This is a genomic window from Candidatus Anaeroferrophillus wilburensis (assembly GCA_016934315.1).
In the GTDB taxonomy this organism is placed as follows: Bacteria; Desulfobacterota; Anaeroferrophillalia; order Anaeroferrophillales; family Anaeroferrophillaceae; genus Anaeroferrophillus; species Anaeroferrophillus wilburensis.
In genome coordinates, this window is record JAFGSY010000022.1 from 25,829 (window position 1) to 52,077 (window position 26,249).

Here is a 26,249-nt window from a genome sequence, read left to right on the forward strand (position 1 = left end):
ATGATATTATGTATCTGCTACGTTAGACCACCGGTCACGTTAAAAACCTGTCCGGTAAGATATTTTGACCCATCACCAATTAAAAAAAAGACCGCGGCAATGACATCGAACAACTCGCCTAAGCGACCTGAAGGAATCTCTTCTGCAACCTCGCTTTTAAAAGCTTTTTCGATCTTCAGCGGCCTGGACGCCCGAATATAACCAGGCACAATGCAATTGACATTTACCCCGGCGGCGGCCATATCCTTCGACATAACCTGACTCAAGGCTATCGCACCTGCTTTGGCCGTCTCAAAACGGACGGCATCAGCGTAACGGTCCCAAGCCCATGGCGCCAGATAGACAATCCTCCCTGCTCGACGAGCGCTCATTCTCTCCCTCAAATAGTTTGCTAAGTCATGGGCATGACGCATATTATCATCAAGAGCGCTCATCGCCTGCCCTCCAACTCCGGCTGCAGACTCACTCTCCATACCCATACCGAGATCATGGATATAAATATCGATCGGACCATATTGGTCCTCGATATCCTGCATCTTGGCCGGCGTAAGCTGGACTTGCCCATCCATAACATACACAGGCGCACAACATGATTGCCCGCTACCATTTCCAGGCTTACCATCTCCCCCGTTCCAGTTATGTCCATGAACAATTAAACGCCCGCCATTTGCCAGAAAAGCACTGCATATGGCCTGCCCCAAAACAGTGCCGCCGTTAAGAACAAGGACTGTTTTACCCTGAAGATCATCAAAAGTTTGAGGCAATGCGGCTAAAGCTTGCTTATCACGACTCAACCCATTGAAGATGATTTCAAGAATCATGCGTTCAGCATCAAGCTGATTCACATGATTTCTCAGGTCCCATCGTTTGATTACCCAGCTGTCAATCATCGATTTAATCAAGTTGGCCGTCAAACGCAAATCACAATCATTAAGTCTTCCAGCGGCAACACATTCCGCGATAACCTTCTCGAACTTTCCCAAATGCTGCCGCTCCTTCTGAAGCAACTTCCTGAGAAAATCACCTTTAAGAATATGGCTCTCCTGATAAATCAGCAACAGGGCATCTGCCCATTGATCCATCAAGTTGAACTCAGCGCGCACCATTCTACGAAGCTTATCAATCGGATCCTGGATATTTTCGATGCTCCGATTGATAATATCCATTGCCGACCCGGCCAAGAAATCATGGATCAGGAAAAAAATATCCTCCTTGCTTCCCACATAGTCATAGATGTTCCCATAACTAAGATTGGCTTCCGCAGCCAACTCTTTGAGAGTTGTCTTATGAAAACCGTTTTTGGCAAACAATTTAATCGCCGCCAGCACAATCTGGCGTCGACGCTTCTCAACCAAACCCTTGTTCTTAACTGTCGTTGGAATATCAACCACCGCGATTCTCCACAACGCTGCATTCAATAATTATGACTGACTAATCAGATTGTGACTGACTTGCCGAAAAAATCGATATCACAAACACACAGAGCTGTCAAACGAATAATTACAGTGTTTTATTTTTTTACAAGGGATAAGTTAATTACATCATGCTTGATGTGTTCCCTGTCGCAACATAAAACTACTACTGTACCGCTCTGATAATGAGCTATCTGAATCAGTTGCAGTTTCGTTTTTCGTCCGCGTGATAGGGAAACGGGCAGGAACATAATCCGGAAGAAACCTGGGGCGGGATCGTCTTTTATTTGATTCTCAGGGGTGCGAAGTGGTTAGAATTTCACGGCGTTTCGTGCAATTCTCGACCGACATCACCCACCTTACCGATCAGCCAGCAGTTCCACCAGCTCGACCAACCGGGAAACCATCACCCCCCCCTGGGGAGGCTGAAAGCTAAACCCCACAAAAGGAATGCCGGCCCCCTTACTGGCTTCCCAGTCAAGGGAGGAATCGCCGACATAGATTGCTTCCTCAGGGCATATCTGAAGCAGATCCAGGGCATGGCAAAGCATGTCAGGATAGGGTTTTGGCCGGGGGACATCCGTAGCGGTCACCACATGCCGGAAATAGGAGCCAAGCTGAAAATCATCACTGATCAGCTCCATGGTATTGGTACGGTTGGTGGCGATGGCCAGCTGAAAACGACCAGCCAACTCAGCCAGCACCTCATGCAGCCCCGCCTGCGGGACCATGAACGGAACAAAGCGACGGTAGTCCAAAGTCTGGGCATAACGATAGGCGTCCTCATACAGGCCACCCCGGCCGAAAAAATACTCCAGCACCTGGGGAGTTGAAAACGTATGAAGAACAGTGAGTCGCCGGTGATCGTCGGCCGCCACCTCCGGGAGGCCAAAAACTGCGAAAACACAGTTATAGTAGGCCAGGTTGGCTGCTTCGCTGGCAAACAGCACCCCATCACAGTCGAAAATAACTGCTTTGAGCTTTTGACCTTTTGGAACACACTCAGTTGCGGTCATCACCCCTCCTCAGTCGGCCCCCCACCAGCTGGCCGCCAATCGCCATGGCAATAAAGATCGGCACCGCCTGGTAGCGAATACCCAGGGATAGCCGCAGCCAGACAACCAGCGGGATAGAAAGATGAACATAGACAAACCAGTGCAGGGAAAATTTCCGCACCCCGGCCCGCAGGTACCCTAAGGGGATATTGACCACCAGGGCAACCAGGGCAATAACAACAATGGCTCTCATGAGGGGAGAAAAAAAAGAACTTTCCACCGTTGTCCTTGAAAATTGAAAGGTTGTAATGACAACATAGCTGTTATTTTAGCAGGTCTTTATTCAAACGGTTATAGCGCTCAATCTGCTCGACCAGGCTCAATTTCCGGTCGCCATGACGGCCGCACGACGGGCATTCGCCCCGACAGAGCCGACAGCGGTCATCACTGCACCACTGGCAGAAGCGACAGTCGGGGCAAGGATGTTTTTTGGCTGGCTGGCCATTATCCTGATGCTGTTTCATTAAAAAAATCCCGCGCCAGGGACAGTACATAGGCGGAGTTTCCCTGTAACGCCCGCTGCATGGGCAGCGAATTCTGCAGTTGAAGGCCGTAGCTTTTGCTCACCAGCCGGTTATCGGTTACCACCACGATGCCCCGATCACTTTGGCCGCGAATCAGGCGGCCAACACCCTGTTTCAGTTTAATGGCCGCCTGGGGCAGGGCATAGTCACGAAAAGGGTCACCGCCCTGGCGGACAATATGTTCAGTACGGGCCTGAACCACCGGGTCCGTCGGCACCTTAAAGGGCAGCCGGACAATGACCAGGGTTTCCAGTGCCCGGCCCTTGACATCAACCCCTTCCCAGAAACTGTCAGTGGCCAGCAACACCGCAGCGGGATTGTTTTTGAATTCATGGAGGAGCTGGTGCCGCTGCCCCTCTCCCTGTTTGAGGATGAGAAACCCCTGCCCCCCCAGCCTCTGTCGACACTGATCGGTGATCCGGTTCATAAGAAGGTAAGAGGTAAAAAGAATCATCGCCCGCCCGCCGACCGTGCTGATCAGATCGGCCAGAAAATCAGCCAACCGTTCTGGGTACGCCGCTGCAGCCGGTGGCGGCAGATCATCCGGCACCACCAGCAGGCACTGACGCTGATAATCAAAAGGACTGTTCAACAGCAAGGTTTCGAGCTTTTTGCCGGGCACTATCCTGTCCAGACCAACCCGGCTGAGAAAATAATCAAATCTACGGTCAACAGCCAGGGTGGCGGAAGTCATTATCGTTGTCTCAAACTGGGGATAAAACTGCTCCGCCAGTACCGAACCAACATCCAGGGGTGACAACACTACTTTAAGATTCAGACGCCGGCCGCCGCTGATTTCAACCCAGTAAATAAGCTCAGGATCACCATTGTCAGCCAGAAAAAACCGGGCAAAGATCCCCAGCTGCTGCTGCAGGCGGCTGCGAATTCCCCGCAGTTCGGACAGCAGAAAGTCAAACTGCTCAACACCCAGTAGTTGATCCCTGATGCCTGTCTCAACCCCATGGTCTAGCTGGTCCAGACCATGGAGCAGGGGAGCGCAGAGATCACCCAGCTCCTTTGCCAGGGGCAGGATATCATCTTTCCAGAGAGGCTGCCGGCGAATTGTATCGGTCAGCCGCAATTTGAACGCTCTTTGTCCTTCACTGCCAGGTTCTGCTTCGAGAAAGGAAAAAGCCACCCGCCAACGGCTGAACAAATCACCCAGCTCACGGGGAAGGAAGGCAACGGCAGGCAGCAGGTCCGCTTCAAGGAGGGCAAGCAGCGGTTCAATGGCCTGCTGGTTCCCTTTGCGGCATACACTTTCCAGACGCTGATAGAGGCGGGCAAGAACCCCGGCCTGGGGTCGCCGCTGGGAAGCCAGACGGGCCATGGTCCGTCCCAAACCCAGCCGTGAGGCGCTCTCTCCCAGATGAGAGGTGGCAGCTTCTTCCACATGGTGGCCCTCGTCGAAGATAACCGCCTCGTATTTAGGCAGTATCCGGGCACCGGCAGGCAATGCCTGGTCGGCAAGCAACAGGTGGTGGTTGACGATCAGCAGGTGGGCGGCCGCTGCCCGACGGCGGGCTTGGTAAAAAAAACAACGCTCAAAATGGAAGCACTTCGCCCCCAGGCAGATGTCCGCTTCACTGTTGCACTGCTCCCAGATGTCCGTTCCCGGAATCACCGGCAAATCTGCCAGGCTGCCGTCACTGGTGGTCGCCGCCCAGGCACAGATATCGGCCATCAGCTGCCGATCCTCTGCCTCCAGACCGGGCAACATGGTCGCATCAGCCTGCCATTCCTCCATCTTTTTCCGGCACAGATAGTTATGCCGGCCTTTCACCAGCACCACCTGTACCGGAATCTGCAGATGATCGGTCAGGAGGGGGATGTCTTTTTTAATCAGCTGTTCCTGGAGATTGATGGTATTGGTGGAGATAACCGCCCGCTTCCGGTTGGCAAGTACCCAGAGCGCGGCAGGAATAAGATAGCCAAGACTTTTGCCAACGCCGGTCCCGGCTTCAATCACCATGATACCCGGGTCATTGAAGACGCCGGTTACCGCAGCCGCCATGTCCACCTGTGGCTGCCGGTATTCATAGCTGGGCAACCGCTTGGCAAGCAGGCCATCCGGTTTAAAATAGGAAACCACCTCGTCTTGGTCAATGGCATGTTTCGCCGGCATTTTCAGCGGTTCGACCACCGCATACACCGCAGATACCTGATTGTTGACGATCAGGCTGCCGACCCCTTGAGCTCCCAGCTCCGAGGCCACCATAACATCAGCATCAGACGGGGTCAGCTCCCCTGATGGATGATTATGGATAACCACCTCGCCGGCCGCCACCACATTGAGCAACGCCGGAGTCATCATCCGGTTGCCGCGGGTCAGTACCTTGACCTCCACCACCCGGTACCGGGCATCAACCCTGCCCTGAAACAGCATTTCATTGCCGTTGTTCGCCTGAATCTGGCGACGCAAGGATTTCATGACCTGAGGGGTAAAATAGGATTCGGGCGTAAAGGGGCATTCAATCGCGGGACAAGAGTTAGTCATAGGCAATGGCAAACCGGTCAAATTCACCGGCAAAATCATGCCAGGAAAAGACAACATCGGTAACCAGAGCCAGAGTCGGCCCCCGGCGACACCAAGAAAGCAACCGTTCCAGCTGAGTCTGCTCCCCTTCGGCGATGATGCTGACGCTGCCGTCGGCGGCATTCCAGACCTTGCCGGTCAGTCCCAGGCGTTCAGCCTCCTCCCGGGCATGGGCCCGAAACCAAACCCCCTGAACCCGGCCGACAACCTCTATTTGCAGACGTTTTTTCATCATAACGGCAACGCAGAGTACCACATCAGTCAGCTAAGATTCTTTTGTCACCAACCTGAAGTTGGTCGTTAAAATAGTAGACCAGTGGCACCGCGGTTTTCACTTCTATGGTGGAAATATCAGCCGGAGCCAACCCATCCAACTGCATGATCAGGGATCTGATAACATTACCGTGGGAAACCAGCAGAACATTTTTCCCCATGGTCAAGTCAACAGCAATCGTCTGCCGGTAAGCTTTTCCTACCCTGGAGACCGTGGCCGCCAGGCTCTCCCCGCCGGGCGGCGGAATTTCGTAGCTGCGGTGCCAGAGCTGGTAGATATCCTGGCCGTAGCGCTGCCTGACAACCTCCTTGGGAATCCCTTCCAGATCACCATAAAAACGCTCATTGAGTTCGGTCAGGCGGACAACCGGTATCTTAACATCCAGGGTCTGCAGAATGACGCCCAGGGTCTCTTCGGCTCGACTCAACCGTGAAGTATAGGCCACATCGAAAGTACAGCCACTCAGCCGGGCAGCAGCCTGCTCTGCATCTGCAACCCCTTTGGCGGTCAAGGGCACATCGGCGGAGCCGGTAAAGCGGTTTTCAAAATTCCACAGCGACTGGCCGTGGCGAATCATCACCAGCATCGGCATGAGCGGTCATCTCCTACTGTTTCTCGTCCGTCTCGGGCAGAGCGCAGCGCTGCTCCAGCACGTACCCTTTATTATAGATATAATGAACAATCGTCATGACGAAAATGGTGCCAACGCTGATCCCGATCTCCAGGGCATAGGCCTTGTGGTCATAGTGGCCGATGGACATCTCGGCCTCCACCAGCAGAATCCGTCGAATACTGGAAATGATACAGACATAGATAAAAGGATTCAGGGTGAAGGGATCCTTTTTCAGGAAGGTCAGGACGGGCCACAAAATCTCCATGACGATCAGCACCAGCAGGACCATATTGACCGCTTTCAGCAGCGAATGGATATCCAGTGACTTGAAATGCACCACCGTATGCCCCAAAATACATAATGCAATGATCACCAGGGTCAGGGCCACCAGGACATGGACCAATTCATCCAGGTGAAAAAGCTGCCGGACAATGCGGCAAAGCAGATGAACCGATGATTGCGGATCATCAGAGCAGGGTTTTTCCATTGCAGGTTCCTCCTTGTCACACATTGATGAGCAAATTATAGCACGTTGCCATATTTTTCAAAGTTTTTTCTCAGCCCATCGCCACGCTGAAGGGGAATGCTTTGACAACCGGGATATTTTCTTTTATGACCAGATGATGGACATGAAAACCCTCGACCTTTTACTCCCGGCCCTGGAAGACTGCCTGCCAGGATCTTTCATCCGCAAAGTTCACCAGATGACCGCCTATCATCTGCTGTTTAAACTGGGCGGCAGTCATGGATCACACAACCTGCTCTGCTCACTGGCACCCGAGGATAGCGGTCTTCATCTGACCCAGGGCCGTTTTGCCAATCCTCCCCGGCCATTGCGGTTCTGCGCCTACCTGCGTCACCATCTCCAGGGTGCCAGGATTGTAAGCATTGAACAACTTCCCGGTGACCGGATCATGGTGATTCGCGCCACAAGAGCTGACTCACCGGTGCTGTCGCTGATTATTGAACTAACCGGCAAGCAGGGCAACCTGATCATCGCCCGGGGAGAATCCCAGGTGATCGAAGAACTGCTTTTCCCCCGTCATCCGGCGGCCAATGATCGTCTGCGTCAGCAGATGCCCTATCAACCGCCGGAGCGTCCGCCGACAGCAAGCGGCAACAGAAGCGCTGCCATACCGGTATTCCTGCAGGCACTCGAGGCTCCCGACGGGCTTGATTCGTTCGCCCTGCACGAAGCCTATGACCACTGGTTCCTGCCCCGCTATCAAGAACGCTACGGGGTTGTCAACCGCCGGCAAATCCTTTCCCGACTGAGAAAGGTTATCAAGCGGGAGAAGCGGAAGATCGACAACATCACCCGTGAACAGCAGGAAAAACAGCTGCATCTGCAGCAGGAGCCATGGGGTGAGCTTCTGAAAAGCTCCCTGGCAAAAATCAAGCGGGGGGATACTAATATTAGCGTGGTCAATTACTGGTCGCCGACCATGGAGGAGGTGGCTATCCCCCTGAATCCGGCGCTCAGCCCCCAGGAAAACCTGGAGCATCATTTTCGCAAGGTAAAAAAGGCCAAACGGGGACTGAAAATGATTGCCGACCGCCTAGCAAACGCCCACCTGGAACTGGCCTACTATCAGGATCTGCTTTTTCAGGCGGAGGAAAATGACCGAATGGAGGAATTAGCCGGTTATGCAGAGCTTTTGGGACAGAGCAGCCCCACTGGCGGAAAACAGTGCAAAGCTGCAGATAAACCTAAAAAAACCGTAGCTGGGGCGGTGGAAACCCATCCGTTACCTGACGGAGCTATGATTCTGGTGGGCAGAAGTGCAGCCGGCAATGAGAATATCTATCGCCACCTGGGTTCCGACAGTGATCTCTGGTTCCACGCCCACAGCATCCCGGGCGCCCATGTGCTCCTCAAACCCGCTCCGGGACAACGAGCAACCGCAGAACAGATTTCCCTGGCCGCCGGCCTCGCGGCCGTCCATTCCCGAGGTAAAAACGACACCCGGGTGACGGTGGACTATCTGCCATTGAAGTATCTGAAAAAACCGAAGGGGGGCAAACCAGGACAGGTGCTGATTGCCGGCAGTCGCCAGACGATAACCATCACTCCGGCAACCGTCCGGGATAACCTGCCCTAAACCTTATGAGATAACCAGTGATTTGCTTGTTTTGTCTATCTTTTCTGAAACTGTTTTTTTAACTCTGGAATGACGAACCCCGGATGCGCCGGTATGGCCAGTTCGACATAAACCGGATCGTTCACCACAATATCTATAAAAACTGATAATGCTTGAGAATCAATTCCTGACCTTCCTGACTGGTAGAGGGCTGTTCGCTGGGTACCTGGATGGAAGACTCGAGGACATCATCAATCATCGTAATCAGGTAGCAAAAAGATCGTATGACCACCAGCTGTTATATCGGTACACTGCAGGTCCAGACAGGAGTCAGTTCATGAAGAGGAAAAAATCATGGAAATAACCCTTCGCTATGGCCATGATGGTCTGCAGGTCCGCCTGCCGGAAACCCCGGGCTACCAGGGCGTGCTTCGCCCCCGGGAAGCACCGGTTATTCCGCAGCCGGACACCTCCCTCGCAAAAGCCCTGCAGCACCCCATAGAGTGTCAACCTCTGGCAACGTTGGCGGCCGGCAAAAAAAATGCCTGCATCGTCATCAGTGATGTTACCCGGCCGGTACCTAATACTACCATCCTGCCACCCCTGCTGTCCGCCCTGGAACATGCCGGCCTCCAGCCGGACAATATCCTTATTTTGATCGCCACCGGCATTCACCGCCCCAATGAAGGTCAGGAGCTGGTCAACCTGGTGGGCAATATCAGCGATGGTGTGCCGGCCTATGTTAACCGTCATTATGTGGAGGCCGATCTGAAAATTCTCACCGGCTTCATCGAACCCCATATGTGGGCCGGTTATTCCGGCGGCCGCAAATCCATTCTGCCGGGTATTTCCTCCATCGACACCCTGGAATACATGCACGGCCCGGAGATGATTGCCCATCCCAACACCGTCTATGGCGCTCTGGAGGGCAACCCTTTTCATGAAGCCGGCCTGACGATCATGGAAAAAGCCGGGGCTGATTTCATCGTCAACGTGACGTTGAATACCAGTAAGAACATTACCGGCATTTTTGCCGGCCATCCAGTAAAAGCCCATCTGGCCGGCTGCCGCTTCCTGGCCCCATTCTGTGTCCACACCCTTGATGAACCACTGGATTTCATTGTCACCACCAATTCCGGCGCCCCGTTGGACTGCAATCTGTACCAGACGGTTAAAGGCATAACCGGTGCCGCCCCGGTGCTGAAAGACCAGGGTACCATCCTGATAGCCAGTGCCTGCTTCGAGGGGGCCGGCAGTCCTGAGTATTGCAATATTCTCACCTTGGTTGACACGCCGCAACACTTCATCGAGCGGCTGATGGCCAAGGAATTTTTCATCCCCGACCAGTGGTGTGCCCAGGAAACCTATCAGGTAATGCTCAAACACCCGGTATGGCTCTACACCGAAGGACTCAGCAAAACCGCGGTCGAAGGCTATCACTTTACACCGGTCAACACCATGGAACAGGCCATCGACAAACTGCTGGCCATCTACGGACACGAGGCCCGTTGGGCTGTCGTTCCCGACGGCCCGCTGCTGATCCTCAAGCTCAGTCAGCAGTAAATGACAGACAACCCCTACTGATACCCTACAATCCCCAGGGAGGTACCACCATGGCATCATCAACTATCACCTTGCTTGACGTGCTGACGGCAGATGAGTACGACGTTCTTGATCACTGCTGCCGGGAGTGCCACGGCAGTAGTGATCTGCCAAAACTGGCAGATTTTCTTAACCGGCATTTTGCTGTCCAACTGAGCCTTGACCCTGACGTGGTAGCCGGCTATGCCACCGACTCCTCCAATCTGCCCGGTCATGCCGAGGCCCTGTGCCGGCCGGCCAGTGAACGGGAATGCGCCATCATCCTGAGAGCCTGCCACCAAAGCAATATTCCCCTGACCATCTCGGCCGGCCAGTCCAATCTTACCGGCAGTGCCACCGCCGAGGGCGGAGTTGTCCTTTCTCTGGTCAAAATGACCAGTCCTTCGGTTGCCGTTGATGCCACCAATAAACTGGTCACCACCCCGGTGGGAATAGTCCTGGAGGAGATGCGCAATCAGGTACTGGAACAAAGCAGCAAAAAGCTTTATTATCCGGTTGATCCCACCAGCCGGGCCGATGCCTGGATCGGTGGCACTCTCTCCTGCAATGCCTCCGGGTTCACCCCCGGCGAGATCGGGGCAACACGCGAATGGGTTGAAGCAATTGACTTTCTTCTCCCCAACGGCTTGAAAATCCATGCCAAGCGGGGTGACTATAGTTCCCGGGCCGGAGAGTTCAAACTCAAACATGGCAATCAGTCTCTGCTTCTGCCTGTACCTACCTATCCCCGTCCGGCAATTAAAAACGCCAGCGGACCCTTCTCCTCCGCTGACGGTACCATGGATTTTATTGATCTGGTTGTTGGCAGTGAAGGGCTGTTTGGGCTGATCACCGCCTGCACCCTCAAGCTGGCAGAACGGCCGGCAAGCTACCTTGAACTCTTTTTTTCCCTGCCCGCCGAAAGCAATGCCCTCGCCTTCCTTGACTACTTGGGCAACAGACTGGCGGGAGATTTCGGCCGCCTGGCAGCCTTGGAATATTTCGGCGTTAACTGTCGGCAGTACATGGACCATGAAACCAAACTGTTTCATGGCAACAATCAGGTGGGCATTTATCTCCAGGTTCCCGTTCTCCAGACGCCAATCGAGGAAATGACCGAATCCTGGTTCAACCTGCTCCTGGCAGCTGGATGCGGCATCGATCCTGAAGCGGTATTATTGCTCGATAACGAACCCATGCAAAGAACGTTCATGGAAGCCCGTCATTCAATGCCGGCTAACGCCCTGGAGGTGGTCCAGCAACGTGGCACTTATACCATCATGACCGATACCGTGGTTCCCCCGGCAGCATTTGCTGAGTTTCTCGCATACGTTCACGACCTTATCATCTCTGAAGGTATTGACTACCTTTCTTTCGGCCATTTCGGAGATTGCCACCTCCATTTCACCCTGCTGCCGGAGAAGGAAAATCTTAATCGAGCGTCGGCAATTTACGATCAGATCATTGCCAAGTCTGCGGCACTGGGAGGAGTTTATTCCGGTGAACATGGCACCGGCAAAAGGAAGCGGAAAGATTTTCTCAGATGTTTCGATGAACAGGCGATTGTCCAATTGAAGCGGTGCAAAGGGGCCGTTGATCCCGGTTTTTTGCTCAACCGGGGAAATGTTTTTGTCTAGGAGAAGAGGAGTAACCGCCCGGTTATAAGTTGTTTTTTTGTTAATAGTTATCAACGAATGAGCCCGGTGAAGCCGGGCTCATTTTTCTCTACGTCTTTCTGTCGTTCCCACCATGACATCGGCCTTGGATGGCCGGACTCACTTCATTTCGTTACCCCCTGCCATATATTCAGATGATCTTGCAACTTCCTTTTTATTGAACAAAAATGCTCATTTCTCAAGACATCCCCTACGTTTACTTTCTAATGAACATCGCCTGGGATATCAGAAAGACCTTTGCTGCACATACAGGAAGATGAGCGTACGTTTCTTATGTACTCCCCACCAATATCCAAGAAGCTCTTATTTTTCAATTAGTTATGAGATATAGCGTCTTACGGCAGGCCTTATGAGCGAATAAAATGTATAAAAAACATATACATCCGGAGGCTGGCCAGCTACTTAGCTTTCCTTTAGCAATCCACTAATATTAATTAAATTCAAATAGTTACACATCAAATGTGGCTTTTTTCCCCAGTGGAACGCTTTATGCAATTCTTTATACTGTATACAAGAATACCACAAAAGACATTGAAGTCTTTTGGAGCTGCAAGGAGGTGGGATCATGAAAAACACATTTCGCATCATCACACTGTTTGCCATCCTGCATGCAAATTCGGTTTTTGCCGCAAGCGGAGCCGGGGGTGGGGGGATCGGCCTCATCGGGTGGATTTTTATCGGATTTCTGGCGGTTATCATCACCTTTCAGTTTGTCCCGGCCGCATTTATGTTTGTATCCATGATGGCGGCTATTTTTGGGAAGGCGAGGAATCGTGAGAGAGTTACGGACAATGCCAAAGTCAATAACTCCTGATTTGATGGGCTACCGCGGTATTCCCTGGAAAGGGGGATCAATCATGCATCTTCTTCTTATAGCCGACAGGGATGAAGAAACTCGCAGTCGGATCGTCGGATTTTTCAACGGCAGCGAGTATAAGGTCATCGAGGCGGATTCCGTGGATGTTGTTCTTCGTAATATCCTCAAAAAAGAAGCCAGTGTCATTCTGTTGGGAAGCGAGTTTGACGGGTTAAAGGCAATGGAAATAATCCCCCTCTTAAAGAGGTGCAACCAGAAATTAACCATTATCCTCATATCAAATGAGGAGTCCCTCTCCCTTATCCGCAGATTTCGTAAAGAGGGGATATTCTATCACGCTTTAAAGCCGGTAAACGGCGATGACCGGGATGAACTCAGACAGGTGGTTCAATGTGCCTTTCATAACACAACGGACAGAAGGCTGTCCCAAAAAAGTCCCACCGGGGAACTCTAACGGGGAGACACCCCGGTAATGGGATGGAAAGGAAAAGGAGGATTGATCATGAAAACGGCCATTTCAACAATCTTTTTGGTTCTGGCAGCGATGGGTCCGGCATATGCCGGAGATACTACGGTGGTTTACAAGAGCGGGATTCTCGTCAGCGTCTTTGTCGGTGTTCTGGCGCTGATTGTTGTGGCCCAGCTGGTCCCGGCCCTTATCCTCATTGTTGGATTTGTCAAATCGTTGATAGCCGGAAAAGAGGCGGCCCCTGCGGCGGCCGAATCCACAACGAGTACGGATTAACTACAAAAAAGGAGAGCTTTCATGACTGGATTTTTTGCGACCATCGGCGAAGCCGTACAGATTGGCACCTTGGTGGAGTACTACGATTATATCAAGGCTGTTGAATACCTTATCTGCATCGGGTTTCTGGTGGCATTCCCCATATTTTACAAGAACGTAATCATGCACGATAATGATGCCGGGAAACGGGACAGATAGAATGTCTGGACATGTGAGGAGGGATGAACGAATGAAAAGTAGAAAAAGATGGATACTGGGAGGGATGATCGTCGCACTGGTTTTTCTTGCCGCTCCGGCTTTCGGTACTGCTGATGAGCCACCGGCATCCGTGCTGTTAGACTCCCTCTCCCACCTTTACTATGGGGCTGACTTCAACCATGATCAGCATGTGGAGATCGCCGACGATTGTTCGGTCTGCCACCATCATCGGTTCGGAAAAGGTGTCGAGGATGAACAATGTGCCAGATGCCATGCCGATAGTGAAGGAACATCTGCCGTGGTCTGCAGGGATTGCCATGTCCAAGAGCCGTTTACCGGCCAGCATATCGGGAAGATGGAGGCTGATCCGAATCGCTACCATATCGACATGACGGGTCTGAAAGGCGCCTATCATCTGAGGTGCTTCACCTGCCATGCTACGATGGGAGCACCAACAGCGTGCGAGGATTGCCACGAAATGACTGACGAAGGCGAACAATTCTACCATTCCGGCAAGTATGCGCCGGTGGGAGGTGGAGTTGGCGGTCGACATGAGTAGATTGTCCTGGAAAGAGACCATTTTTCAATATCGAAAGGAGGATGGAACATCATGAATGGTATAAGCCGGAGAGGATTCTTCAAGGTGGTCGCTGGTGGCAGCGCCTTGGCGTTGGCCCCCAAGAAAAGCGCCTTTGGTATGGCGGAGTTTGATGGTTATCCGGAGAGCATGGGAGTATTGGTAGACCTTACACGCTGCATCGGTTGCCGGACCTGCGAGGCAGCGTGCAACAGGGAGCATGGCCTTCCTGAGCCCGACCTTCCCTTTAACGACCTCTCGGTTTTCGACCAGACCTTCCATGGAGGAACCCAGAAACGCAGAACGGATGATGGTGCATTCACCGTCGTCAACCGGTATGACACTAAAACTGCTGGAGGACCGGTCTATCGGAAAATCCAGTGCAACCATTGCAAGGAACCGGCCTGCCTGACCTCATGTTTTGTCAGCGCTTACAAGAAAACAAAAGAGGGGGCGGTTATTTATAACCCCGATGTCTGTGTCGGTTGCAGAATGTGCATGGTCGCCTGTCCCTTCGGGATCCCGGCATACTCCTATGACAGCGCTTTGCATCCAGAAGTAATAAAATGTAACTTCTGCTACGACAACCGGCTGAAACATGGAAAACCGCCCGCGTGTGTGGAGGCTTGCCCCCAGGAGGCCCTGACGTTCGGCCACCGGAACACCCTTGTCAAGACCGCCCATGAACGCATTCGGGCAAACCCCGAAAAGTATGTCGACCATGTGTATGGGGAAACAGAGGTTGGCGGCACATCCTGGATGTACCTGTCAGGCGTTCCCTTTGATCAGCTTGGCTTCAACACCAGCCTGCAGCACCATCCGATCCTGGATAACACCAAGAGTTTCCTTGGCATCGTACCGATGGTTCTGGGTATCTGGCCTGCCATGTTCATGGGATTTCATCTCCTGGCAACCGGGGGAAAGAAAGAGGAAGAGAACAAAAAGTCTCAACATAGAGGGGAGGTGCACGAAGAATGAACCGACTTATGGAAAAAGGCTTTAGGCCGATTGACTCTCTGAACGATCCGGATAATGGTCACCGGTGGAGTTTATCGCAGAAACTGCTGCTGGGATTATCTCCTAGAGATTACTTCCGGCAGGTTCTGCGCAACCCCTTCAACTGGGTATTATTTCTGATCTTTGCCATCGGCCTGCCTCTTATTGTCTACCGGTACGCCAACGGCCTGGGCAGCGTTATGCACGGCAGCTGCGATTATCCATGGGGACTTTTCCTGGGCTTCGGGCTTTTCTGCATGGTCCCCCTTTCCGCCTCGGGGTTTCTCCTCGGCACTGCGGTGGAGCTGTTCGGCCAGAAAAAATTCAAACCAATCCTGAATCTGGCGTTGCTCAACGGCTTGTTGGGATATTTCTTTGCGGTTGTCAACCTTCTGGTGGACCTTGGTTGTCCATGGCGGCTCTATTACCCCATGTTTGTCTCCTGGGGTACAGCAGCCGTTCTCTTTCTGGTTGGCTGGCATGTTGCGACCTACCTTTCTGTGCAGATAATGGAAGTTTCCGAGGCATTTTTTGAATGGATCGGCTGGCCCACCGCGAAGAAATTTATCCATGCAGGAACCATCGGCCTGACGGTGGCGGGGATCATTCTTTCCACCCTCCACCAAGGAGCCCTGGGAACCCTCCTGACCTATGCGCCGGCAAAGGTGCACCCCCTTTGGTACTCACAGGAATTTCTCTGGATATTCTACCTCTGTTCCTCGGTCTTCGCGGGTCTTTGCATGGTCATCGCAGTAAGTACCATCGTGGAAAAGACCATGGCCTGGCGCTGCAGCAGGGATTTTTTGGACCATCTCGGATCCATTACCATCGGCCTAGCCAAAGGCGCCACCATGGCCTTGGTAACCTACTTTGTTATCAAGCTTATCGGCATCGCCCATGACAACGAGTGGTCCTACCTGACCACCGGATGGGGCAGTTGGTTTATGCTGGAAATCTTTCTGGGAGTTGTACTGCCCATCATCCTGTTCTCCGTCGCTATCAGGAAAAACAGCGTCGGCCTGGTCCGGTTTACCGCTTTTCTTACCATCGTGGGTTTAATCATGAACCGGTTGAATACCGCTCTTATCAGTTTCAACTGGAACCTCTACCCGGAGATTCCCCATCCGTACGAATTGATGATCACCATAACCATCTTTACCATGTTCATAGCAGTCTATCGCTTTATCCTCTATCGGCTGCCCATTCTGTATTCATGGAAAGCAGCACCGGAAAAGGTGCTGGTAGCCAGCCCAGTCAAAAATCGGGCACCGGTATTCATCGAAGACAGCGCGGAAGGAGCCTGGGCCCGGCCTAGTGGCCGACCCTAGCCGAACCAAAACCTACGTCTTCCGGTTCCCAGGGGGGTTATAATACCTCGGGAACCGGAAGACTGGATAAGGAGGGCCGCAGATGTTCAACAGCTTTGCTACCCATACAAACATTCCTCATGGTGGTTTCATGCCCGGGTTGACCCCGTTTTTCCCGACACCCCTCGGGGCGGAATGGGTATATAATAATGGAAATCGCGTTGTCGTAAGCGATGTAAAAGAACACAATGGGGTTTGGTTTGCATGTGGCGTTGATAACAAGCGAAATGACGGCTATACATGGTTTGAAATTGGAACAGACTATGTAAAAACAGGAACATACTGCCGCCCGGATCACATAGTGCTGTCGGATACATTTTCAGAACCCTATATCCTGAGTGGAGATCTGTCCCTCGGGTCAACCTGGGCTGGAGAGCTGAATTCGAATTGGTATCCCATAAACACGTTATCGACGGTTACCGGTGTGGATGTGACGGTCTTCGCCAATGGAATCGCCTATGCGAGTTGCCTTCAGGTAACAGTTGAGTACGAATATCCGGAAGGGTACATGTACATGCCATGCATGACAAGTCGTGTACTCCACTTTGCCCCTGACGTCGGCTGTGTGAAACGTACTGACAGGAAATCCGACGGAAGCACATTTATTCTCGAGCTCACGGAACACAATCTCGGCAACGGAAACCCGCTGCAACTATGACAGAATAGAAGGTAAAGGATTCGTAAAAATCCCAGAACCCGATGACCCAAAAGGCTCCCGATTCGAGGCACACGTCTGCACCCATTGGTGTAAAAACCATGAACATAAGATATCCATTCAGCACCCCGGAATGACATAAGGTACAGCATAGAAGATGGAGTTTTTACAAAGCCATCAGAGGAGAGGCTTTTAACAGCACCTCGGATTGGAATTGGAAGGCCGGAAAGGAGGGCCGGAAATGTTCAACAGCTTTGCTTCCAAAGCAATCATCCCAGTGGCGCTTTCCCTGACTGGTTTTGTTATCGTCTGCAGCCTCATCCTTTATTCCTCTATTAGAGAGGGTTTTCTGAGGGACGCGGTACGGCAGGAAACCAGCCTTGCCGATACGGTCGTCAGCTCAACCCGCTACACTATGATGACTGATGACCGGGAAAGCCTCTACCATATCATTGACAGTGTCGGAGCCCAAAAGGGAATCGAGCATCTCCGCATTTTTAATAAAGAGGGGGTTATCATGTTTTCCTCGGACCCCGGAGAGCTGAACAAGGTCGTAGACAAAACGACAGCCGGATGCATCGAATGCCACAGCGGTCCCGAGCCTGCGGAACGTTTGGGCTCCATGCAGCTGGCAAGGCGCTTCGTCAATGGCAAGAATAACAACGTGCTGGCCATCACCGCCCCGATCTATAACGATGCACACTGTTCAGCAGGTGACTGTCACTTTCACCCCGACCACCAGAAAGTTCTTGGCACCCTGGACATCGGCCTGTCGACCGCTTCTCTGGATAGCAGCCTGCTGGCCCTGCGCTTGAAAATGGTCGTCTTCTGCGTCATGGTTCTCATCTTATCTGTAGGCGGAATCAGTGCTCTCCTCAGGCGAAACCTGCTGGCACCAATAAACAATCTGATTGACTATGTAAGAAATGTTTCCGGGGGGAGCATGGATAATGATTTCCCCAAGGGGATCAGCGAGATCGAGACCCTTGGACAGATATACCATGAGATGGCCAAGGAAAAACATCATGCTGAAACGGAATTGATAAAAATCAGGAAAGCTGATAGCCTACCTAAAAGAAAGGGTGGCTAATTGTAGTTAAGACATGGCTCAAAAACCTTGACCTCATGGAATTTCTTGGACTAAATGGGGGTTTCGCGTGTTTTTACGACGGAAACAGAGACAAAGTCATCCCCTGACTCCGGACGAAGGTATACCAAGCCCAGAGTCACGGCGCCAGGAAATTCAGGGTCGCATCCACTACCTGACAAAACAGATACGCTACAGTAAATGGTGGATGGCCCTCTTTTTCCTCTTCAGCCTCTGTGCGGCGGTTGATTTCCGTTTTTTTCCCCCCATCTCCGAAAAAACAAGGCAGTTTCTGGGGGCATCCCCTTCTCCCACTCTCATCAGCATTGCGCTGATCGTCTATGCTTTTTCCGCCCTTATCCTCATACTGGGTCATATGAACACCGGCTCGGTTCGCTTTCGTGGATGGTCGCACATCGGCTATCTTTCGGCATTTTATCTATTCTACTACTATACCGGCGTCCTGCGGGAGAATTTCTGGCCGGTGTTCATCGCCGGCCTGACGATTCTCGGCCTGGAGAGCTATCGGGTCTGGTCCGCCTGTAGTGAGGCCATCAGGATGGAAAAAGAGATCCTTGCGTCAGTGAAAAAGTAATGGGGTTTGCTGCAGGTCCATCAAACAAGAGATTTGATGCTCAGATGGGTAGAATAATCGTAAAAGCAGTGCCTTTTTCCAGCTTGCTGTCAACCTTGATCTCCCCGCCATGGGACTGGATAATGCCGTAGGAAACCGAAAGTCCCAGACCGGTGCCTTTGTGTCCCTTGGTGCTGAAAAAAGGATCGAAAAGTTTTTCAATATTTTCCGCTGGGATGCCGCAGCCGGTATCCTCGATTTGCACGTAGATGTGCTCCCCTGACGCATGCATCCCTGTCCTTATGAACAGCTCCCCTCCCTGCGGCATAGCTTGACTGGCATTGATCATCATATTGATGAGGACCTGTTCAATCTGGGAAGCGTCAATCAAGGTTTCCGGAAGGTCGGGATCATACTCCTTGACAATCTCGATGTCTCTGAAATCAGCATTGTGTTCAATCAGGGCGGTAGTTCGGTCAATGGCTTTGCTGATTGGCTGTAGTGCCTTCTGCGAATCAGAGACCCTGGCGAAATCCAGCAACTCCTTGACGATCTTCGAACAGCGCCTTGCTTCGTGAATTACCGTCCGGCAATCCTCCACCAGACCATCTTCCAATCGCGGATCCTCGGCAATAAAAGAGGCATGGATCATAATCCCGGTCAGGGGATTATTGAGCTCATGGGCGATCCCTGCGACCAGTTCTCCGAGAGACGCGAGTTTTTCCGAGCGGACCAGAACGGACTGCATCGCTTTTATCTCGCGCGTTCGCTCCTCCACCTTGGTTTCCAGCGTAGCCGCCCATTCATCCCGTTCCTCCCGGTTTTTTTTCAACTTACCGGTCATATCGTTGAACGCCTCAGCAAGTTCCCCCAATTCGTCACCGGGTACTGATTTGATCAGGCACCAATTTCCCTTGCCAACCGCCCGGGTGTGCTCCAGCAGCGTATGAACCGGCTGGATGATCAGCCTCTTGGTAAGCAGGGTCAGGCAGAGAGAGATGGAAAGAATCAAAAAAATGATCTGGATAATGGTATTGTTGCGATAGCTGCGGATGATCGTCAGCATAGGATCGGCGGAAATAGTAATGTCCAAAAGGCCCAGAAAACGGGTATTTTCAGAGTGGGCGTGGCATGCACCCGTCCAGCAGGTTTTTTCGTTATAGATCGGCCTGATCATGCCGAGAACCGTTTTCCCCCGACTGTCAATAAACATCCTGCTGCGGGCCAAGGGGGAGGGGTCATCCAGGGACATTTCATCATTATGGCAGACCATACATGCCGGAGCCCGCTTTTTGTCGAGAGTAGTGCCGATTTCGGCACTTCGGGTGGAAAAGGCCAACATTCCCTCGCGGTTGAGGATTCTGATACGCCCGATCCCCTTCTGTTTGCCCATCTCGCCGATGGTAACCTGGATCTGATTCCGGTCATTTTCCAGCATTTGATGAAAGACAGCTCTGAACATCGTTTCACTCAGATGCTCAAGATCTGACACCGCACTCTGCAGAAAGGCATATTTGAGGGTGGTTATATTGAAATAACCGAAGAGAGCCGAGGTGAACAAGAGGACGATTCCCGTAATCAGCGAAATCTGAACGATCAGTTTCAGACGCATGCCTGTTTTCTCCTCTCCCCTGGTTCGAACTCCAGGGGAAAACCCCTGCTACTCGGAATGATCTCTCACAGAAATCCCCTGTTTTTTCAACATTGCCTGAAAATTGGGCCGCAACATCCCCACATCCCGGGCGGCCCGGGTGACGTTCCAGTTGCTGCGTTCAAGGGCCTGGATAAGGAATGCCCGTTCCACAGGTCCAACCGCCTTTTCCCTGACTTTTCTCTTGGCCTCCTTCAGGCTCTCTGCACTCTGGGGAATGGACTCGGTCATAGTTTCAGGAAGACCGTCGGTGGTGGCCTCAATCTCGAGGTCCTCAGGTTGGATGAGTTTGCTATGGGTAAGCACAACCGCTCTTTCAATAATATTTTCCAACTCCCTGACGTTTCCGGTGAACGGATGCTGCGCCAGGATGGACATGGCGGCCGGCGACACTCCATGGATCTCCTTGTCGATCTCTCCGGAGAATTTTTTCAGGAAATGACCAATAAGCAGGGGAAGATCTCCTTCTCGCTCAATCAGGGGAGGTAGATGAACAGGGATGATGTTCAGTCTGAAAAAGAGATCCTTGCGAAAAAGCCCCTCATCAACCAGATCACTCAGGTCTCTGTTGGTAGCGGTTATGAGACGGATGTCAATGGAAATGGGCTTGGTCCCCCCGATGGGGGTTATGGTAAATTCCTGAAGAACCCGCAACAGTTTTCCCTGGGTGGCCAGACTGATGTTGGAAATCTCATCCAAAAAGAGAGTTCCGCCGTCAGCTACTTTGAACAGGCCCATCTTCGTCTGTACCGCCCCGGTAAAAGAGCCCTTGACATGGCCGAACAGTTCACTTTCCAGCAGGTTCTCCACCAATGATGTGCAGTCAACGGCAACAAAAGGCTTATCACAACGCATGCTGTTTTCATGAATGGCCCTGGCAACCAGTTCCTTACCCGTACCGCTCTGACCGGTGATCAGGACCGTACTATCAGTGGGAGCGACCTGCTTGATTCTGTTATAAACCCTTTGCATCGCTTCGCTCTCGCCGACAAAAATATCAAAACCGGCTTGGCTTGGTCCAACTGCTGGATGACCACGCTGCAGCTGAACGGTTCGCTGTTCCAGCGCTTTTTCGACCATTTCGATCATCTGCTCGGGGGTAAAAGGCTTGGAAATATAATCGAAAGCGCCATTTTTCATCGCATCAACGGCGGTATCAACGGTGGAATACCCGGTGATAATGATGACCGGCACATCAGGCTGCAGGATTTTAATGGCCTTAAGGACCTCTATGCCATCCATTCCCGGCATTTTAAGATCCGTAATGACGATGTTGAACGGCGTTTTCTGGAGCTTTTCGATCGCCCCAAAACCGCTTTCAGACGCCTCCGCCTGGTAGCCCCTGCCCTCCATGACCCGACAGAGCCCTCTCCTGATTACCGCTTCATCGTCAACTATAAGAACTCTTACCCCTGTCATATCCTACTCCTTGAAGATCACAGCTCCATTCACGTCATGGCAATGGCCATCTACAGCTCTCGAACGCATGGCCGGCTTCCCACTCAAGGACATGCTGGTTTGCGCGTGCCTCATTAATGACCTCCAGAGCAGACACTGTAAAGTCATCGTGAAACCGGACTTTCACCTTCATTGTGATGTTGGACTTCACCTGCACGACACACTATTACGAGGAAACTCTTCCGATAGCTACTCCTTTATTCCGGCCCTTGTGAATCAGTACACAGTATAATGTATAAAATGATTTTGTCAACTGTTGCCTGCACCCCGGCAGCACCGCGCCAAAGAAAACTGTGAAAAAGCAGGGTTTACAAACCATAATTAATTCGTTAGACTGGCTCCATAGAGAAAGGCAACAACCAGCAACCAGTAAGGAGGCACGAACATGCTGATCAAAAAAGTATTGACCTTGACGGATGGTTCCGAACTGAGCCGTAGTGCCCTACGCTATGCGGTGGAAATCTGCCGCCAGTTCGACGCAACGCTGTACCTGCTCACTGTGGTGGATAAAGTGCCGTCGTATATTGACGCAGAAATCAGCCACGAGATTTATGAAAAAATGGAGGATGTTCTTAGAAGTGAAGTGGCCAACTGTTCCGGCTACTGTGAGACTTCCGGTCTGGGATGCAAGGCGGAAGTCCGCCACGGGATACCCTACGAGGAGATCATCTCATATGCAGAAGAGATTGATGCAGATCTGATTGTCCTGGCCACCCATGGGCACAGCGGCATTGCCCATGTACTGCTTGGCAGCGTCGCTGAAAAAGTTGTCCGCCATGCTCCTTGTCCGGTGCTGACCGTCCGGCCGAAAGGCAAGGATTGGGAAATTAGCAAACCTGGCTCTTGCGAGGTCTAACCGGCTTACGATCATCTCTATCTCATACTGCTAAAACCCCTGGGTTCCAGGGGTTTTTCATTGCCATTTGATGCCCTTTGCTAAAAGGCATCAAATTGCCAGAAGCGTCAAAACAAAGGGGTCAGGAGGACATTTCCTGTTTTGTAGCAAAGCAGAATATGCTATGCTGACAAAAGATAAGGCATTCTGTACTACGTCTGGAAACCTTCGGGAAAAAATTTGCTGACATCAGCCAAAAAACAATAAGAACATCATGACACTCAAACAACAGCTTATCACCAGCGGTTTAACCGACGGGCAGATCCTCGACAGCCCTGAAGCTCTGCTCTGCTATGGCTATGACGCCACCCGTCAGTGTGGCCAGCCCCAGCTGGCCGTCTTTCCGGAAACCACCGCCCAGGTAGCGGCAGTGATGAAGATCGCTGATCGTGAAAGCATTCCTGTTTTCCCCCGGGGGGCCGGCAGCGGCATGTCAGGGGGATCCGTACCGGTCAGCAAAGGCATGGTTCTTTCCCTGACCAGCATGAAAAACATTATCGAAATTGACCTTGACAACCTGATGGCGGTGGTGGAACCCGGAGTCATCACCCTTGAGCTGCAGGAAGCGGTGATGCGACACGGACTCATGTATCCGCCCGACCCGGCCAGTCTGGCGTTTTCCACCATCGGCGGCAATGTGGCAGAAAACGCCGGGGGTCCCCGGGCAGTAAAATACGGCGTTACCGGCAATTATGTCCGCGGCCTCGAAGTAGTCCTGCCCAACGGCGACATCATCAATACCGGCAACAAATGTGTCAAATCGGTATCAGGCTATGATCTGACCCACCTTTTTGTCGGCTCTGAAGGAACTCTGGGGGTTATTACCCGGATTCTCCTTCAGCTGGTGCCAGCACCGGCCGCAACCGAGACCCTGCTGCTGGCCTTTGCCGAGATGGAAACCGCCGCCCAGACAATTACCGAGATGGTTCGCAACCGGATTATTCCCTCAACCACAGAATTCCTTGACCACCACTCCATTGCCGCCATCCGTGACGCACTCCCTTTCTCCCTGCCGACTGAAGCCCGCACTCTGCTGCTGGTGGAGGTTGATGGTGATCCGGATACCGTCAGCCGGGAAGCGGCGGCAATCCGACAACTGGTTGCCTCCCGCTGTGTTCTGGTGCTGACCGCCACAGACAAAGCTGACCGTGAACTGCTCTGGCAGGCCCGACGATCCCTGTCGCCGGCAATCGCCAAAATTGCCCCTCACAAAATCAACGAGGATATTGCCGTTCCCCGGTCGGCAATACCGGCAGTCCTTAACCGGATTGAAGCCATCTCCCGGGCCACCGCCCTGCCCATTGTCTGTTTTGGTCATGCCGGTGACGGTAATATTCATGTCAATGTCATGCTCGATAAAAACAACCCCCACCAGACCGCCCACGGGGAACAGGCGGTCAGAGAGATTTTCGCCGCCACCATTGAGCTGGGGGGGACTCTGTCCGGTGAGCACGGCATCGGCAACACCAAATCAGCATTTTTTCCCCTGGAATGGAGTCCTGAAACGATCGCGGTAATGCAAAGGGTAAAAAAAGCATTTGACCCCCATAACATTCTGAATCCCGGGAAAATCTTTCCCCCCGCAAACTCATGACGACTGCCATAGATCCCCGAGAAGAACTGAAAAAATGCGTCAAATGCGGCGCCTGCATGGCCGTCTGCCCCATTTACCGGCAAACAGGACGGGAGGAGATGGTGGCCCGGGGCAAACTGGCCCTGATAGAGCGGCATCTTGAACAGGCAGCTGCTATTCCAGCCAGCGACAACCTTTCTCCTTTTTTCTGCCAGGCGGTTGACTACTGCCTGCTCTGCCACTCCTGTGAGGACAATTGCTCCAAAGGGGTATTGATAACTGAAATCATTAAAGGAATCCGCGCCGAGATTACCAGCGAAAAAGGGCTGCACCCGGTGAAAAAATTCTTTTTTTCCCTTTTGCCGGGCAAAACCGGCCGACTGAAAAACCTGCTCAAGATTGGTTGGCTGCTCCAGCTTATCGGCTGGCGCCGACTGCCCGCGGGCAGTGGTTTACGACGGCGGCTGCCCATGCCGCTCACCGATGAGCATACGGTTATCCCGGTTATCCCCCGGCACAACCTGCAGGACCGGCTGCGAAAACGGCAACCACCTGCAGGATTGCCAACCCTGCTCTATTTCCCTGGCTGCGCCACCGGCTACCTGACCCCAAACCTGGGATTGGCGACCATAACGGTACTGGAAAAACTCGGGTTTGCCGCTATCGTCCCCCATGCCTGGGCCTGCTGCGGGGCGGTCACCCAAGGCAGCGGCGACCGGCAGTCATACAACGTGCTGGAGGAGAAAAATCTTGCGATAATCAGGGAACGTCGCACCGATCTCGACCTGGTGGTAACCAGCTGCGCCACCTGCGGCTACACCCTGAAGCACTACCCGTTGCCGGAATCGGTCAAGGTCATGGATATCACCGAATTCCTGTATGAGCAGCGGGAAAAACTGGAAAAGCTCCTGGGCGGGAAATCCCTGGAGGAAAAAGTCACCTACCACAGTCCCTGTCATCTCCGCAGCCAGAAGGTTACCAGGGAACCACGCTGGCTGCTGCAGCTGATGGCAGGTGACCGGTTTGTCGAACTGCAGCATCCTGAACGCTGCTGCGGTTCGGGGGGGTCGTTCGGCATCACCCATAAAGCACTATCCCGTGACATCCTGGGCGAAAAAATGGCTGACCTTGAACATTCAGGGGCCGGCATTATAGCCAGCGGCTGTCCCGGCTGTCTGATTCAGTTGCGGGAAGGCATCCATTATGCCGGCCTGCCGGCAACTGCAGAACACCCCATTACCCTCCTCGCCCGCCTCCTTTCCTGAAGAACCACCGCTCTCCGGCCCAACCATTGCACCTGCCATGCCGCTTTCATCCGGCTGCCGCGAGCCCATGTCGGTAATTCTCAACCGGCTCAAGACAAGCGTTTATCCGCATCACTCAGAGCGCCTCTCAGCCGGAAGCTCTTCGTCTCTGCCAGGGCAAATCCTCATAGACCAGTGATCGTTCAATAAGGCATTCATCCCTGTGGCCTGCAATGGGAGATCTTACATGAAATCTGATCAATAACTATATAATAATATAGGATTTATTGAATAATTATCGGTAAAAAAAAGCTAAACTTTTTATCCAGCCAAACGATAAGATAAAAAAACCATAGCTCAAAAGCGGAATAAAGAAATGATCAAACAATCAGGGTCAGATCACCCAACACCATCTTCAGCAAGGATTACTGGTCATGCTGGTCTGGCTGGTTTGCAGCCTGATTCTTCCCGGGACCATTCTGGCCGATAAACATATAATAATATACAACTTTTCATATTATTATCAATAAAGGTAGTTTTTCTTCCTGACCAGTCAATAAAATAGAAAAATTATATTTTCAGAAAGGAATAAAACAATGGAAAACAATCAGTGTCAGATCACCCAACACCATCTTCAGCAAGGATTACTGGTCATGCTGG

26 protein-coding genes are annotated in these 26,249 nt (G+C 52.3%); 16 read left to right on the top strand and 10 right to left on the bottom strand.

Annotation, left to right across the window (positions count from 1 at the left end):
- Window positions 1-17: 17 nt before the first annotated feature.
- The 8 genes from JXO50_05610 to JXO50_05645 all read right to left on the bottom strand — a co-directional run bounded on the left by JXO50_05610 (window position 18) and on the right by JXO50_05645 (window position 6,901).
- The gene (locus JXO50_05610) at window positions 18-1,391 is read right to left on the bottom strand and encodes an SDR family oxidoreductase (protein MBN2332566.1); all 1,374 of its coding nucleotides are present in this window, start codon (window positions 1,389-1,391) and stop codon (window positions 18-20) included.
- A 380-nt stretch (window positions 1,392-1,771) separates the two neighbouring features.
- Complete coding sequence (locus JXO50_05615) at window positions 1,772-2,428, bottom strand: HAD-IA family hydrolase (GenBank protein MBN2332567.1); 657 nt, start codon at window positions 2,426-2,428, stop codon at window positions 1,772-1,774.
- Complete coding sequence (locus JXO50_05620; GenBank protein ID MBN2332568.1) at window positions 2,415-2,660, bottom strand: hypothetical protein; 246 nt, start codon at window positions 2,658-2,660, stop codon at window positions 2,415-2,417. Before JXO50_05620 ends, JXO50_05615 begins: the two co-directional genes overlap by 14 nt.
- Window positions 2,661-2,730: 70 nt before the next feature.
- Window positions 2,731-2,931 (bottom strand): hypothetical protein, encoded by a 201-nt coding sequence (locus JXO50_05625; protein ID MBN2332569.1) that lies wholly within the window; start codon window positions 2,929-2,931, stop codon window positions 2,731-2,733.
- Window positions 2,912-5,422 (bottom strand): helicase, encoded by a 2,511-nt coding sequence (locus tag JXO50_05630; GenBank protein ID MBN2332570.1) that lies wholly within the window; start codon window positions 5,420-5,422, stop codon window positions 2,912-2,914. The genes JXO50_05625 and JXO50_05630 overlap by 20 nt, the downstream gene beginning before the upstream one ends.
- Window positions 5,423-5,480: 58 nt before the next feature.
- Window positions 5,481-5,762: an acylphosphatase gene (locus tag JXO50_05635; GenBank protein ID MBN2332571.1), complete on the bottom strand. Its 282-nt coding sequence runs from the start codon at window positions 5,760-5,762 to the stop codon at window positions 5,481-5,483.
- A 22-nt stretch (window positions 5,763-5,784) separates the two neighbouring features.
- Window positions 5,785-6,393: a 2,3-bisphosphoglycerate-dependent phosphoglycerate mutase gene (locus JXO50_05640; GenBank protein ID MBN2332572.1), complete on the bottom strand. Its 609-nt coding sequence runs from the start codon at window positions 6,391-6,393 to the stop codon at window positions 5,785-5,787.
- A 13-nt stretch (window positions 6,394-6,406) separates the two neighbouring features.
- Window positions 6,407-6,901: a hypothetical protein gene (locus JXO50_05645; GenBank protein ID MBN2332573.1), complete on the bottom strand. Its 495-nt coding sequence runs from the start codon at window positions 6,899-6,901 to the stop codon at window positions 6,407-6,409.
- A gap of 13 nt (window positions 6,902-6,914) precedes the next feature.
- Between JXO50_05645 and JXO50_05650 the strand changes: the two genes are divergently transcribed.
- From JXO50_05650 to JXO50_05710, 13 genes are all read left to right on the top strand, one after another.
- Window positions 6,915-8,516 (top strand): NFACT family protein, encoded by a 1,602-nt coding sequence (locus tag JXO50_05650; GenBank protein MBN2332574.1) that lies wholly within the window; start codon window positions 6,915-6,917, stop codon window positions 8,514-8,516.
- A 333-nt stretch (window positions 8,517-8,849) separates the two neighbouring features.
- A complete protein-coding gene (gene larA / locus JXO50_05655; GenBank protein MBN2332575.1) occupies window positions 8,850-10,058 on the top strand; it encodes a nickel-dependent lactate racemase in 1,209 nt (402 codons plus the stop codon).
- A gap of 50 nt (window positions 10,059-10,108) precedes the next feature.
- Window positions 10,109-11,713, top strand: coding sequence for an FAD-binding oxidoreductase (locus JXO50_05660; protein ID MBN2332576.1), 1,605 nt, complete (start codon window positions 10,109-10,111; stop codon window positions 11,711-11,713).
- A 604-nt stretch (window positions 11,714-12,317) separates the two neighbouring features.
- The gene (locus tag JXO50_05665) at window positions 12,318-12,566 is read left to right on the top strand and encodes a hypothetical protein (GenBank protein MBN2332577.1); all 249 of its coding nucleotides are present in this window, start codon (window positions 12,318-12,320) and stop codon (window positions 12,564-12,566) included.
- Window positions 12,567-12,609: 43 nt separating this feature from the next.
- Window positions 12,610-13,023: a response regulator gene (locus tag JXO50_05670; protein ID MBN2332578.1), complete on the top strand. Its 414-nt coding sequence runs from the start codon at window positions 12,610-12,612 to the stop codon at window positions 13,021-13,023.
- Between the two features lie 48 nt (window positions 13,024-13,071).
- Window positions 13,072-13,314 (top strand): hypothetical protein, encoded by a 243-nt coding sequence (locus JXO50_05675; protein MBN2332579.1) that lies wholly within the window; start codon window positions 13,072-13,074, stop codon window positions 13,312-13,314.
- 21 nt (window positions 13,315-13,335) lie between these two features.
- Window positions 13,336-13,512, top strand: coding sequence for a hypothetical protein (locus tag JXO50_05680; protein MBN2332580.1), 177 nt, complete (start codon window positions 13,336-13,338; stop codon window positions 13,510-13,512).
- 31 nt (window positions 13,513-13,543) lie between these two features.
- On the top strand, window positions 13,544-14,071 hold the full coding sequence (locus JXO50_05685) for a cytochrome c3 family protein (protein ID MBN2332581.1): 528 nt from the start codon (window positions 13,544-13,546) through the stop codon (window positions 14,069-14,071).
- Window positions 14,072-14,122: 51 nt separating this feature from the next.
- Complete coding sequence (locus JXO50_05690; protein ID MBN2332582.1) at window positions 14,123-15,067, top strand: 4Fe-4S dicluster domain-containing protein; 945 nt, start codon at window positions 14,123-14,125, stop codon at window positions 15,065-15,067.
- Window positions 15,064-16,413, top strand: a complete 1,350-nt coding sequence (gene nrfD, locus JXO50_05695) for a polysulfide reductase NrfD (protein ID MBN2332583.1) — start codon at window positions 15,064-15,066, stop codon at window positions 16,411-16,413. The genes JXO50_05690 and nrfD overlap by 4 nt, the downstream gene beginning before the upstream one ends.
- A gap of 82 nt (window positions 16,414-16,495) precedes the next feature.
- Window positions 16,496-17,110 carry a hypothetical protein gene (locus JXO50_05700; GenBank protein ID MBN2332584.1) on the top strand — a complete coding sequence of 205 codons (615 nt, stop codon included), beginning with the start codon at window positions 16,496-16,498 and terminating at the stop codon, window positions 17,108-17,110.
- A gap of 238 nt (window positions 17,111-17,348) precedes the next feature.
- Window positions 17,349-18,197, top strand: coding sequence for a HAMP domain-containing protein (locus JXO50_05705; GenBank protein MBN2332585.1), 849 nt, complete (start codon window positions 17,349-17,351; stop codon window positions 18,195-18,197).
- 67 nt (window positions 18,198-18,264) lie between these two features.
- Window positions 18,265-18,789 (top strand): menaquinol oxidoreductase, encoded by a 525-nt coding sequence (locus JXO50_05710; protein ID MBN2332586.1) that lies wholly within the window; start codon window positions 18,265-18,267, stop codon window positions 18,787-18,789.
- Between the two features lie 40 nt (window positions 18,790-18,829).
- On the opposite strand, the gene JXO50_05715 is transcribed toward JXO50_05710, so the two are convergent.
- Window positions 18,830-20,380, bottom strand: a complete 1,551-nt coding sequence (locus tag JXO50_05715; GenBank protein MBN2332587.1) for a HAMP domain-containing protein — start codon at window positions 20,378-20,380, stop codon at window positions 18,830-18,832.
- Window positions 20,381-20,428: 48 nt separating this feature from the next.
- Window positions 20,429-21,838 carry a sigma-54-dependent Fis family transcriptional regulator gene (locus JXO50_05720; GenBank protein ID MBN2332588.1) on the bottom strand — a complete coding sequence of 470 codons (1,410 nt, stop codon included), beginning with the start codon at window positions 21,836-21,838 and terminating at the stop codon, window positions 20,429-20,431.
- A gap of 424 nt (window positions 21,839-22,262) precedes the next feature.
- Here JXO50_05720 and JXO50_05725 point away from each other — a divergent pair, with 424 nt between their 5' ends.
- The 3 genes from JXO50_05725 to JXO50_05735 all read left to right on the top strand — a co-directional run bounded on the left by JXO50_05725 (window position 22,263) and on the right by JXO50_05735 (window position 25,610).
- A complete protein-coding gene (locus JXO50_05725; protein ID MBN2332589.1) occupies window positions 22,263-22,733 on the top strand; it encodes a universal stress protein in 471 nt (156 codons plus the stop codon).
- Window positions 22,734-22,986: 253 nt separating this feature from the next.
- On the top strand, window positions 22,987-24,366 hold the full coding sequence (locus JXO50_05730; protein MBN2332590.1) for an FAD-binding protein: 1,380 nt from the start codon (window positions 22,987-22,989) through the stop codon (window positions 24,364-24,366).
- Complete coding sequence (locus JXO50_05735) at window positions 24,363-25,610, top strand: (Fe-S)-binding protein (GenBank protein ID MBN2332591.1); 1,248 nt, start codon at window positions 24,363-24,365, stop codon at window positions 25,608-25,610. Before JXO50_05730 ends, JXO50_05735 begins: the two co-directional genes overlap by 4 nt.
- Window positions 25,611-26,249: the final 639 nt, after the last annotated feature.